This is a genomic window from Mesorhizobium sp. A623, from assembly GCF_054489405.1.
The window spans coordinates 1-11,938 of sequence record NZ_JBTMXB010000017.1; the positions used below are offsets into that span (position 1 = coordinate 1).

At 61.8% G+C, this 11,938-nt stretch carries 11 protein-coding genes and 1 pseudogene; 7 read left to right on the top strand and 5 right to left on the bottom strand.

All coding sequences use genetic code 11. The features are described from left to right. The coding region (locus ACX3P1_RS17390; protein ID WP_459080865.1) for a universal stress protein at positions 1-292 on the top strand (292 nt) is incomplete at its 5' end. 210 nt (positions 293-502) lie between these two features. Here the strand turns inward: ACX3P1_RS17390 and ACX3P1_RS17395 are convergent. After that, on the bottom strand, positions 503-1,162 hold the full coding sequence (locus ACX3P1_RS17395; protein WP_459080866.1) for an alternative oxidase: 660 nt from the start codon (positions 1,160-1,162) through the stop codon (positions 503-505). Between the two features lie 255 nt (positions 1,163-1,417). On the opposite strand from ACX3P1_RS17395, the gene ACX3P1_RS17400 reads away from it, so the two are divergent. From ACX3P1_RS17400 to ACX3P1_RS17410, 3 genes are all read left to right on the top strand, one after another. Beyond that, the gene (locus tag ACX3P1_RS17400; protein WP_459080867.1) at positions 1,418-2,119 is read left to right on the top strand and encodes a Crp/Fnr family transcriptional regulator; all 702 of its coding nucleotides are present in this window, start codon (positions 1,418-1,420) and stop codon (positions 2,117-2,119) included. A 158-nt stretch (positions 2,120-2,277) separates the two neighbouring features. Then, positions 2,278-3,396 (top strand): copper-containing nitrite reductase, encoded by a 1,119-nt coding sequence (gene nirK / locus ACX3P1_RS17405; RefSeq protein WP_459080868.1) that lies wholly within the window; start codon positions 2,278-2,280, stop codon positions 3,394-3,396. A 71-nt stretch (positions 3,397-3,467) separates the two neighbouring features. Next, the gene (locus ACX3P1_RS17410) at positions 3,468-4,331 is read left to right on the top strand and encodes an SUMF1/EgtB/PvdO family nonheme iron enzyme (protein ID WP_459080869.1); all 864 of its coding nucleotides are present in this window, start codon (positions 3,468-3,470) and stop codon (positions 4,329-4,331) included. A 131-nt stretch (positions 4,332-4,462) separates the two neighbouring features. On the opposite strand, the gene ACX3P1_RS17415 is transcribed toward ACX3P1_RS17410, so the two are convergent. Then, the gene (locus ACX3P1_RS17415) at positions 4,463-6,070 is read right to left on the bottom strand and encodes a trimethylamine methyltransferase family protein (RefSeq protein WP_459080870.1); all 1,608 of its coding nucleotides are present in this window, start codon (positions 6,068-6,070) and stop codon (positions 4,463-4,465) included. A 161-nt stretch (positions 6,071-6,231) separates the two neighbouring features. Here ACX3P1_RS17415 and ACX3P1_RS17420 point away from each other — a divergent pair, with 161 nt between their 5' ends. After that, positions 6,232-7,128 (top strand): LysR substrate-binding domain-containing protein, encoded by an 897-nt coding sequence (locus ACX3P1_RS17420; RefSeq protein WP_459080944.1) that lies wholly within the window; start codon positions 6,232-6,234, stop codon positions 7,126-7,128. Then, positions 7,119-7,538, top strand: a pseudogene (locus ACX3P1_RS17425) (NAD(P)-dependent oxidoreductase); the annotation flags it as partial. The gene ACX3P1_RS17420 and the pseudogene ACX3P1_RS17425, both read left to right, overlap by 10 nt. A 319-nt stretch (positions 7,539-7,857) precedes the next feature. Here ACX3P1_RS17425 and ACX3P1_RS17430 read toward each other — a convergent pair. From ACX3P1_RS17430 to ACX3P1_RS17440, 3 genes are all read right to left on the bottom strand, one after another. Beyond that, positions 7,858-8,505, bottom strand: a complete 648-nt coding sequence (locus ACX3P1_RS17430; protein ID WP_459080871.1) for a DUF924 family protein — start codon at positions 8,503-8,505, stop codon at positions 7,858-7,860. 92 nt (positions 8,506-8,597) lie between these two features. After that, on the bottom strand, positions 8,598-10,520 hold the full coding sequence (locus ACX3P1_RS17435) for a heavy metal translocating P-type ATPase (protein WP_459080872.1): 1,923 nt from the start codon (positions 10,518-10,520) through the stop codon (positions 8,598-8,600). A 109-nt stretch (positions 10,521-10,629) separates the two neighbouring features. Continuing rightward, entirely contained in the window at positions 10,630-10,860 is a 231-nt protein-coding gene (locus ACX3P1_RS17440) for a heavy-metal-associated domain-containing protein (RefSeq protein ID WP_459080873.1), read from the bottom strand. A 96-nt stretch (positions 10,861-10,956) separates the two neighbouring features. Between ACX3P1_RS17440 and ACX3P1_RS17445 the strand changes: the two genes are divergently transcribed. Beyond that, a complete protein-coding gene (locus tag ACX3P1_RS17445) occupies positions 10,957-11,853 on the top strand; it encodes a LysR family transcriptional regulator (protein WP_459080874.1) in 897 nt (298 codons plus the stop codon). Positions 11,854-11,938 lie beyond the last annotated feature (85 nt).

The following is an 11,938-nucleotide window of genomic DNA, read 5'->3' on the forward strand; positions in this document are numbered from 1 at the left end:
GGATGCTGTCGCCCGTCGAATTCGAACGGCAGCAGAAAACGTAACCTGGGAGCGTCTACAAAACACGGGGCTATTCAAGGCGGTATCTGACAAGATGGGAGTAGCTTGCGGCATTGGTCACGTCCCCGACACGCGACCGGCTACGGCCATCGTGGAAACGGCAGACCAGCTCGGGTGCAGTCTGATTGTCATGTCGTCGCATGGTCGGCGTGGTATCAGCCGATTATTGCTGGGTAGTCAAACCACCGAGGTGCTGGCCACCGCCAAGGTACCTGTGCTTGTCGTGCGATAATGCCTTCAAATTCGGCGTGCCGTAGGAGAGTCCGACATGGTCATTTTGGAATTGAACAGATCTGAATGCGCGGCCTTGCTGTCGCCGACACGACCGGCCCTTATTGGCGATGCTGGTATGCTCATAACTTCGCCATGACCATACCGACGGTCGCTATGCTGAATCTGACTTGCGGCCAGTTTTAGCTTAACTCAGTGATGTGCGACGAGGTCACGGAACGATCCGGGGTGGCCCAGGCAGATTATGCCCACTTTCCAACGCATCGGCAAAGCTATGGTTGATGTCCCTGTGGAGAGCCTCGTCTTCCTGGATCGCAGCAATGGCATCGCTCAACTGCGCCTCGGGCGGCAGGTTCCAGTAGGCAATCGCCAACGCAGGCGCCGGCGGGTTTTCCTGCCGGCCATCGCGAATCTCATCGAGATACTGACCGTAGCCGCGCACGGCATCTTCGGCAAAGTAACCGGCGATGCGGTGGCCGGTGCGCGGGGAGAATAGATAAAGCAGGAAGTGGGCGTTGTAAAACAGCCCTTGCGCGATCAACACCACAAGGCGCTCGAACAGGTTAGGGCGGTCTATCGATACGAACACCATCAGATGGACCCGCTGGGTCTCGGCCTCATTCATCAACACCCGAATCCAGCCGCGATCGTCGATCATGAGGCGCAGGCATTTGAGATGAAGCAGTGTCGCCGCCACCATGCCGGGAACCGCCGTAATGGTTTCGAGCACGATCGTTCGGTGTCGGTAGCGCCGGCCGAACAGCGCACCGGCGACGAACTGCACCATGCGGACCAGACGATAGGCGATCCGGTCGGAAACAGTCCGGGGGACGTGATGGCGCGACAGATCTGTCTTGTCGATGGTCAGCATGGTTCGCAACAATATCCTTTGTCGTTTCCACATTATAAGCAGATCGACTGCCGAAAAAGGCCGACAACGATTTTTCGGGGCAACAATTGTTAACGCAGCAAGGTGGGATGCACCATGGCGGCACTACTAAGGCATCGTAGCGTATCTGGTTTTGCGGCAAAACAAGATATGCTGTTTATGCCGTGCGAAGCACCGCGTCGGGCACTGACCGCATGACCGTCATGTCGGATGGATAGGAGATCGGAAGCGCAGACGATGATGGACGGGCAAGCGGACCTGAATATACTGGCGGGTACCGAGATTTTCCGTTCTCTGCCGACGGAGATCCTCGACGAGGTGCGCCGGGCGGCTTCGCGCAAGCGCATTGCCAAAAGGGAGGTGCTTTATCACCAAGGCGATGCGGCGGCCGATTTATATGTCGTCATCGTCGGTCGCTTGCGCGCGACGCAGACCACGCCCGACGGCGTCCAGGTCGCATTGCGCTATCTTGGCCCCGGCGAATTGGCAGGCTATGCCGCGCTCGCGGGGATTCCCGACTATCCCGGGACGGTTTCCGCCGTTGACGACACACATCTGTTTGCCTGGTCCGCGAATACCATCCGGCAGTTGATGAGCAAGTATGCGCAGATCGCGATGAATGCGGTTGCGGTGCTTGGCACGCGCTACCAGGAAACACAGACCCGGCTGCGCGAGCTTTCCACCGAGACCGTCGAGCGCCGCATTGCCCACACTTTGACGCGCCTCGCGCATCAGGCAGGGCGACGAACGGCTCAAGGCGTCGAGATTTCCTTTCCGCTATCGCGCCAGGATCTGGCGGAGTTGGCGGGAACGACCCTCCACACCGTCAGCCGGACCCTGAGTGCCTGGGAGAAAGACGGCATCGTATCGAGCGCTCATCGATACGTCGTCATCCGTAGGCCGGATGCACTTGCAGAAATCAAGGAAGCCATATCCTAGCCGTCAGCGGTCCTGCTCTGTGTTGGCCGCAGAGGGTCGCGCCCGATGCGGCAGGGCGTCGCAGCCGCGAACAGGGTCGAAATGTTGCTCTGCAACAAAGAATCTGGAGGGGGCAAGCGTACGTCTGGTGACAATAAAAGCCACGAAGGAGAGTGGAAATGTTGACGAGACGCGAAGCCCTGTTTGGAACGATGACCGGGGTGGCCACGGCGGCCCTGCTGACGGCGGTGGCGGCAACGCCCGCAAACGCACGGTCCCCAATAGCGGATATAAGCACCCTGCCGCGCGAACGCGTAACGCTGGTGACCCCACCCTTCGTGCATGCGCATGAACAGGTCGCCAGCGGCGGCCCCAAGATCGTCGAGTTCCAGTTGATCGTGAAGGAACAGCCGATGATCATCGACGAGGACGGAACGACCATGCAGGCGATGACCGACAATGGCTCGATCCCGGCACCGATGATGGTGGTCCACGAAGGAGATTATGTAGAGCTGACGCTTATCAATCCCGAAACCAATGAAATGCCGCACAATGTCGACTTCCATGCCGCAACGGGCGCGCTGGGCGGTGCCGCGCTGACGGAGGTCAACCCCGGCGAGCAGGCGACGCTGCGCTTCAAGGCAACGCGCGCCGGTACTTTCGTCTATCACTGTGCCCCTGCGGGGATGATCCCCTGGCACGTCGTGGCGGGTATGAGCGGCACCGTCATGGTGCTTCCACGCGATGGGTTGAAGGATGAGAACGGCAAGCGGCTGAAGTACGATCGCATCTTCTATATCGGCGAGAACGAGTTCTACATCCCGCGCGACGAGAACGGTAAGTTCAAGGAGTACGCATCGCTTGGCGAGAGTTATGATGAGACGCTCAAAGTGATGCGCGGCCTGATCCCGACCCATGTGGTGTTCAACGGCAAGGTCGGCGCGCTCACCGGGGACAACGCTCTCAAGGCCAATGTCGGCGAAACGGTCCTGTTCGTCCACGCGCAGGCCAACCGTGACACGCGCCCGCACCTGATCGGCGGCCACGGCGACCATGTGTGGGAGTTGGGCAAGTTCCACAACCCGCCCGCCAGGGACCTCGAGACCTGGTTCGTACGCGGCGGTTCGGCCGGGGCGGCGCTCTACACCTTCCGGCAGCCGGGCATCTACGCCTACGTCAACCACAACCTCATCGAGGCGGCTGAACTGGGCGCTACCGCGCACATCATGGTGGAAGGCGAGTGGGACAACGACCTGATGGCGCAGGTGAGCGCGCCGGCTCCGATCGCCTCCCTCTGACGGGCAGAAGCGATTAGGCAAATGACGGCCCGGCGGGTTCCGGCGGGCCGTCATGTCTGGAGGATACGGTCATGCGATTGATGATCCCGGCGGCTCTCGCGGCCACGGCCGTGGCATTGGCCTTTGCCACCGGCCCGGCCCTGCGTCAGCACATAGATCAGGCTGCCTCGACTGTAGCGATGGTGTCTGTGGCCCCCGGTTCCTTTGATTTCCGGCTTCCGGGCGAATATCTCAAGGCCGACTGGCCGGTAGATGCGCCGAAGCGCAAGGTAACTTTCAGGCGCGGTTTCGAGATGATGAAATATCAGGTCAGTGCGGCCGACTATGCCGCCTGCGTCGCCGATGATGCCTGCGAGGCGCCGGATAGCGGGCGTAATGCCTACGGAGATGTTCCGGTCACCGGCGTCAGCTATCGCGACGCCACGGCCTATGCGGCCTGGCTGTCCCAAAAAACCGGAGAAAACTGGCGCCTGCCCAGCGATGAGGAATGGGCCTTCGCGGCCGCCGAACGCATGACCGACGATGCGCTCGGCCTCGAGCAGGACAACGCGAACCCGGCTGTCCGGTGGCTGGCCCGCTATCGCGCCGAAAGTGGTGTCGGCGAGCGTGACGCCGAGCCCAAACCGCTCGGTCATTTCGGGCTGAACAGCAAGGGCCTGGCCGACGTCGCCGGCAATGTCTGGGACTGGACGGCGACGTGCTACGTGCGTGCGACGGTGGCCGTCGATGGGCAGATCGCACAGAGCACCGAAAATTGTGGCGTTCGCGTAGTCGGTGGCCGTCATCGCGGCTACATGTCCAACTTCATCCGCGACGGCAAGAGCGGAGGTTGTGCGGCGGGCTTGGCACCAGACAATCTCGGTATTCGCCTCGTTCGCGAGGCACCTTCCCTCGTCAGTTTTGTCCGGCTGCTGTGGACGAGAAGCATGGGCTAAGCGCAGTGTTGCAGTGGGCGAACCTGGCTGATGTCGCCTAAATTCACGGGCGATCAGGTAGCCGTTCTTGATGGCAGTCAGGTGAGCGCATCCACTTGCTCCGCTGACACTGTCTTGATCAACATGGCGCCTTAGTCGTCCATGGATAAGCCGCCCATCCCACTCCTCGGCAACTTGATCAGGTTCTCGAAACGCTCACGTAGCCAGTCATCTGTTGTGCGCGGAACATGGCGAGGAAACCGCTCGGCCAGCACCCGCTTTTTCTCGGCAATGGCTCGCTGCAAGATATCGGGCTTGCCTTTCTCGTTCCATTCCTTGGGCGAAAAGCGATCGCCGACGGCGGGGTAGAAATACTCCGTCTGCATCAGCTTCAGCGTCTGCTCATGGCCGAGATAGTGGCCGGGGCCGTTCAGGCAAACATCTGATATGGTGGCGACCGAAAGCGCCTCATCCGTCACCTCAATGCCGCGAACGCAGCGCTGGCAGTGCCCGAGCATGTCGTTGTCGATAATCAGGCTTTCCAGGCAGAAGCCCAGCAGCGAAGCGTGCATCCCCGCCGATTCGTAGACGAGATTGAGGCCCGCCAGGCCGGCCATGACGTCGGTGATACCCTTTTCGTAGCCGGACTGGATGTCGGGCATTTTGGAATCCGTCATGCCGGCGGCAGAGCCGCCCGGCAGGTCGTAGAACTGCGCCATCTGTGCGCAGGCGGCCGTCAGCACGGCTTGCTCGGCCGAACCGCCGGACATGGCGCCAGTCCTGAGGTCCGACACGAACGGCCATGTGCCGAAGATGGCGGGATGGCCGGGCTTGATGGCGTTGACATAGACCAACCCAGCCAGCACCTCGGCCACCGCCTGGACGACGGCGCCGGCAATTGCAGCCGGAGCCGTAGCACCAGCCTGCCCGGCCGAGAGCAGCAGGATCGGAATGCCGCCCTCCACGCAGGCTTCCAGCACGCCGCAGGCATCCTCCGCAAACTTCATTGGCGGCACGACAAAGCAATTGGAATTGGACACGAACGGCCGCGCGCGGAAATTCTCCTCGCCGCCGGCAATCGCATAGAGCATCTCCAGCGCGGGCGCCACGTTCTCGCGCACGGTAAACGACGTACCGACATGCTTGGAGGTTCCCATGACACAGGCATAGAGCGTGTTGAAATCCATCTCCAGCGGATCGGGAATGTCGCGCGGCACCATCGGCCGCTGGAAGAAATGAATATTGTCCAGCCCTTCGACGAGGCGGGCGGCGTCGTAGATATCTTGCAGCAGCGATTCCCTGTACAGGCGCTTTTCGACATCGACGAGGTGAACCGCCGCACCCGCTGTGCCGTAATGCACGCGCTTGCCTTGGATCACCATGTCGTGCCTCGGGTCTTGCCCGTAAAGCGTGAAGTTGCGGGCGGCCTTTTGGATCGTTTCGAGAACAAGGTTGCGCGGGAAGCGGATGCGACCGTCCTCGCCATAGGTTGCGCCGGCACGGGTCAGCGCCTCGATGCAGGAAGGGATAGCATTGGCGAAGCCTACCGTCTCAAGCAGCGTCAGCACGGCTTCGTGGACGCGATCGAGGTCGTTGGGGCTGAGCGGCGCATAGCGGCCGCCCTCCATTCCGGGGCGCACCGGCCTGATGTCATCGGCGAGCGGTGCCGCTCGCATGGCGCGCCGCGCCTCGCGCCCACCGGAGCGGCGCGAACGGCTCTCAGGTGACGGTCTTTCCAACACTTCAGCGGACAAGCTCATTTTGACCTCCAAACGTCCCTGTCCCTGCCAATTTACCCAGCCATCAAGACAGTTGGGCACGCCCTGCCTGGACGAGATCGACAGTAGCCTCCTTGAATACCGGATTTTGTCCGTCCTGTTCCACGTGCTAAAAGGCCATGGAATCATACGCTGAGGTTATGATGCCTTCCATCCTTCCGTCTTTTTCCGACCTGTTGGCCTTCGATGCGGCAGCGCGGCATGGCACCTTCACGCATGCCGCGAGCGAGTTGAATGTCTCCCAACCCGCCATCAGCCGCAGGGTCGCCGCGCTCGAAGCCGATCTTGGCGTGCCGGTATTTTCACGAGCCCGCAGGCCGTTACGGCTGACCCCGGTTGGCCAGAGACTGTTCGACGTCCTGCGATCAGGCCTCAGCCGCCTGGAAGCCGAGGTCATGGATATTCGCTCGCGGCATGATGGCTCGAAGATAACGATCGCCGCCGCCCCCGGGTTCCTTTCGTTCTGGCTGGTGCCCCGCCTTACCGAACTGGAAGCCAGCTTTCCGGAATACAAGCTTAGCCTGATGACAGGCGACCAGATCGGCGAGGAACCCCAAGCCGACATTCATGTGCGTTTCGGAACAGGGAACTGGCCGGGCGTGACCTCAAGCCGGATTCTCGGGGAAAAAGTGTACGCCGTGTGCAGCCCGATCTATCTCCGTGACCGTCCCAGACCGATCGAACTTGCCGTGCTGAAGCAGGAACGCCTGTTGCAACTCGCCGATGGATCGGGACGGTGGCATGATTGGCAGACATGGCTGGAAGCTACCGGAGCGCCGGCTGTTGCAAGGCTCAACACCATCGACTTCGATAGCTACGCCTTGCTGATCAGCGCAGCACTCGCCGGCCAGGGAATCGCCCTGTGTTGGTCCGGCCTTCTGGATCAATACATCGAAACCGGCGCTCTGCTGCGCGTATCCAGCGAAGTCGTCCGATCGGATCGAGGCTACTATGCCACGTCTCGGAAAGGCACTGACCCTGAAAGCGCGACAAGCCGCTTGATGCGCTGGCTCGAACAGTCGGAGCCGACAAAGGCGTGAGAACGATGGAACCGCCGGTGACCGGCGGTGTTCATCTTGCCACCCAGGGCAAGATCACCATGCTGGTCGGCGGCGACAACGACCTGTTCGAGCTGCATCGCCCGGCTCTTGAAGCCATGGGCGACAAGATCTTCCACATGGGCCCGCTCGGCAGCGCATCGGTGATCAAGGTTATCACCAACATGCTGGCTTTCATCCATCTCGTCGCCGATGGCGAAGCCCTGATGCTGGCTAAGCGCGCCGGGCTGGACCTCGGCCAGGCGTAGGCGGCGATCAAGGCCAGTTCCGGCAGCAGCTTCGTGCATGAAACCGAAGGCCAGCTCGTCCTCAATGGAAGCTATGACGTCGCCTTCAGCATAGACCTCGCGCTCAAGGACCTTGGCTTCGCCATGGATTTCGGCCGCGAATTCGCCCGTCGGTCAGGTTGGTGGTATCGAGAGAAACCTCGGTCGGCAAGTCCCGGTCGACGATCGGCTGCGTCTCGTCTTCGAGGAGTAGCCACGCTCGTTTGCGGCATTCAGGTAAATGGCCAACGACCACCCGCGGCGCACGGTGACATCACGTGGGCTGTCCGATCGCTCCTCGGCTGCATTACATTCTGTCCAGAAACGTTATCTCGGGTGTTTCCGTTTGGGTGGCCGGCGAGCGACCCTACCCAAACCACGTTGCGCCTTTTCCGTGAAGACATGGAGATTCACCCACAGGGAGCAGGCGCAGGGCAAGAAAATGCTACTGAAACGCTCTCCGATGCGGGAACGCGCCTTTTGCGATATAGGCCTCCTCGGCAGCGGCCGATATCCGGCCGAGAACCGCATTGCGATGCGGGTGGCGGCCGAACGCTGCAATGACTTTGCGAACGTCGTGGGCTTGCATGACCAGGGACGCATAGATCGGCCGCAGCGGGACCGGAGTGTCTGCCATTATTTTCCCGCGAACACCGATCAGGCGGTCGAGGCGTTGCAAATGGTCGGGACCTTCGCAATGGCCTAACGGCAAACCAAAAACCACCTGAAACCACGGGGTTTCCAGCGAGGAATAGTGACCGTTCGAAAACCCCTCGGTCGCCAGCGCCAATGCGCGAACGTCGTGCGAATAGGCGCGCGCACTGTTTCGCCAGACAGAACGTGAGAACTGATCGAGGATGACGATCAGCGCCAGCCTTCCATGCGGGTCCAGCGCCCAGTGATCAAGCACACCTTTGGCCGCCTGCTCGGTAAGGCTGGCAAAGCGCGCCACGATCTCGTCATCCGCGCCGCCCTGCATCCTCCAGAACCAATGCGCGCTGTGCGCCTGCGCATCGACATCCAGCGAGCGTCCTTCGGGAAACCAGAAATCGAGAACATTGTCCCATTCACGACGATCTTTGACGGGCTTCATATCAAATTCCGGTTCCAAATTTCTGGCGCCATACCTCGTAACATGGAACCCGCACCGATGCGGCGCGGGTTTTAAGGCTTGTGCCGGCTCCTCTAGGCGGTAGCGCGTTCGGCTGTCGGCGCGATGGCCGTGCTTTCCCTCGCCGCAGATGGAACGCGCAGCAGGCGCATGCCGTTGAGGATGACGATCAGCACCGACAGTTGATGCACCAGCATGCCGCCCGCCATGTGGATGGAGCCGGTATAGACGCCGACCAGCAGGCCCAGCACCGTCAGGACGGCGATGACCAGGTTCTGGCGCATATTGGTCAGCGTAGCGCGCGAGATTTCCATCGCCTCGGCGATCTTGCCCAGATCGTCGGTCATCAGCGCGATGTCCGCTGTCTCGATGGCGATGTCGCTGCCGCTGGCGCCCATAGCGATGCTGATATCGGCGGCCGCCAGAGCCGGGGCGTCGTTGATGCCATCGCCGACCATCGCTACGCGAAAACCTTCGGCCCGCATGGCCCGGATTTGGTCGAGCTTGTGGTCAGGCATCATGGCGGCATGGACCTCGTCCACGCCGACGGCGGCGGCAATCGCCTCGGCGGCCGGGCGCTGGTCGCCGGTCAGCATCACCACCCGGCGCACGCCGAGCGCATGCAGCCGGTCGATCATCGGCTTGGCGCTGGCGCGTGGCATGTCGGCCAATCCCAGCAGGCCAACTATCTCGCCGTTATGCGCCACGATGACCACGGTGTGGCCAAGCCCGTGCAGGCGGGCAATGCCGGCCTTGGCCTCGGCGTCAAACGCAATGCCGAGATGGTCGAACAGGCGGTGGCTGCCGACGGCGATCTGCGCGCCGTCGTGGCGGGCGATCAGGCCCATGCCGGCGATTTCCTCCAGCGTCTCGGCGGTGGGTAGGTGCCCCTCTGCGCGCGCCGCCTCGATGATCGGCCGGCCCAGCGGGTGGTTCGAGCCTGTCTCGGCAATCGCCGCCCACAACAAAACGTCTTGCCTGCTCTTGCCCGCCAGCGCTACGATTTCCGCCAGGCGTGGCTGGCCTTCGGTCAGCGTGCCCGTCTTGTCGAGCGCCAGCGCGGTGATGCGCCCGGCATTTTCCAGATGCTCGCCGCCCTTGATCAGGATGCCGGCGCGAGCTGCCCGCCCGATCCCGGCCACCACGGAAACGGGCGTCGAGATCACTAGCGCACCGGGGCAACTGACGACGAGCAGCGTCAGCGCCAGCTCGATGTCGCGCGTGACAGTGTAGCTAACGACCGCCATCACGAACACGCCCGGCGTATACCAGCGACCAAAGCTTTCAATCATCCGTTGGGCCGGGGCCTTGGCCTCCTGCGCCTCCTCGACGCGGCTGATGATACGCGCCAGCGTGGTGTCGGCACCAACGCCGGTGGCGCGCAGCTGCAGCAAGCCGTTTTCAGCCAGCGTTCCGGCAAAGACGCGCGAGCCGGGCGCCTTTTCCGCCGGGATCGGCTCGCCGGTGATGGCCGCCTCATTGACGGCGGCGGTGCCCTCGATCACTTCGCCGTCGACCGGCAGGCGCTGGCCGGCTTTGACCAGGACCGTTTCGCCCAGCATCACCTCATGGGCGGCGACCTCGACCGGTTGGCCATCCCGCAGCACGGTTGCAGTCACGGGTGCGGCGTCAAGCAGCGCCTTCAGCGCGCCACGGGTGCGGCTCATGGTGCGCGTTTCCAGCCATGCTCCCAGCATGAACAGAAAGGTGACCGCGGCGGATTCCCAGTGATTGTCGATGAACAGTGCACCGATGGCGGCGACGACGACCAGCAGTTCGATGCTGAGATGGCGCAGTCGCAGCGATGCCCAGGCCCTGAGCGCAATGTCATAGCCGGCTAGGACCGCGGCAATCGTCATCAGCGGCGCCCAGGGGGCGGCCAGCCCGAAACCGTAAAAGGCAACCAGCGCGGCGGTGATGAACAGGCCACTGGCAATGGTCAGCCATTTGCGCCGATCGGCGGGGTTTCGGTAAACGGCGATCAACCGGGATAACATGGAACGTCTCCTTCACAGGTAAGCCCTGCCGCAGGAAACGACAGGGCTCGGAAGTATTGGGTAAGAAATGGAGTTCGGCTTTCGCGCCGCTGCTGGCACAGAAATCTGATCAGAATGCCGATGGCTTGGCGACATAGCCCACCTTGGCGACCGAATTGACCAGAGCGGCCACGTCGCTGAGTGCTGGATCATGCTCGATCTCGATGCGCCCGCTGGAGAATTTTACCACGGCCTTGGTTACGCCAGGCAACGCCAGCAGCGACTTCTCGATCTTGGGCACACAGCTTGGGCAAGACAGTTCGTCGCTGCGCAGCAGGGTCCGAATGGGTGTTGCGGTCATGGCTTGATCCTTTCGATTGATCGGCGTTGTTTGTGAGCTAAAGATAGGTATGCAATCCGCGCACAAGGATTGGCAAAAGCCGAAAGGTAGCTTTGCATGAATGCACAGGTTGCGAACTGGGACGATTTGCGGGTGTTTCTAGCGGTCGCGCGAACCGGAAGCCTGTCGGGCGCGGCGCGCAGCCTTGGCGTCAACCATTCCACGGTGTTTCGCCGGATTGCCGGCTTCGAGACGACGCTGGGCGTGCGATTGTTCGAACGGTTACCGAGTGGCTATGCGCTGACTCCGGCGGGCGAGGAAACGCTGGGTATCGTCGAACGTATTGAAGCCGACGTTGCTACTCTTGATCGTACCGTCACAGGCCAGGATCTGCGGCTGAGCGGTACCGTACGTATCACCGCCACCGACATTCTCGCATTCTGGCTACTGCCCGACCTCCTCGCCCGGTTCCGCACTGCCTATCCGGGTATCGAGATCGAGATGGTGGTCGGCAACGAAGCGCTCAATCTGTCACGGCGCGAAACCGACATCGCCTTGAGGATCGGCAACACGCCACCCGAAACACTGGTGGGGCGGCGGGTCGGGCGGTTAGATTTCGCGATATACGGTGCACCGGCCTACTGTTCCGCCCATCCCGATATGGAACTGTCGCAGCATGACTGGATCGGCCTCGACAGCGCGCATGCGCCCCTGGCCGGCCGCTTCGAGCAATTCCTACCGGGTGTGCAGCCGGTCGTCCGCTCGAACTCGGTTGCCTGCACTGTAAGGCTGGCCAAGGCGGGCCTCGGCCTGGCCGTGTTGCCCTGCGCCATTGCCGAGCAAAAGCCCGACCTGATCCGCGTCGCCGAGGTGCCCGACACGTTCAGCCTCGATCTATGGCTGCTCACTCACGAAGACCTACGCCACACCGCCCGCATCCGTGCAGTAGTTGAATTTTTGGCAACAACTCTTGCCGAAAAATTCAAAAATACTGGCGAGAACCGCAGAGCGTAGTTTGGTCAGAACGAGACAGAGGCAACCACGCCATTCAGATCGTTATGCAACACTTCGTCCGCTGCTTGGTGTGCTCGAGGTCGCT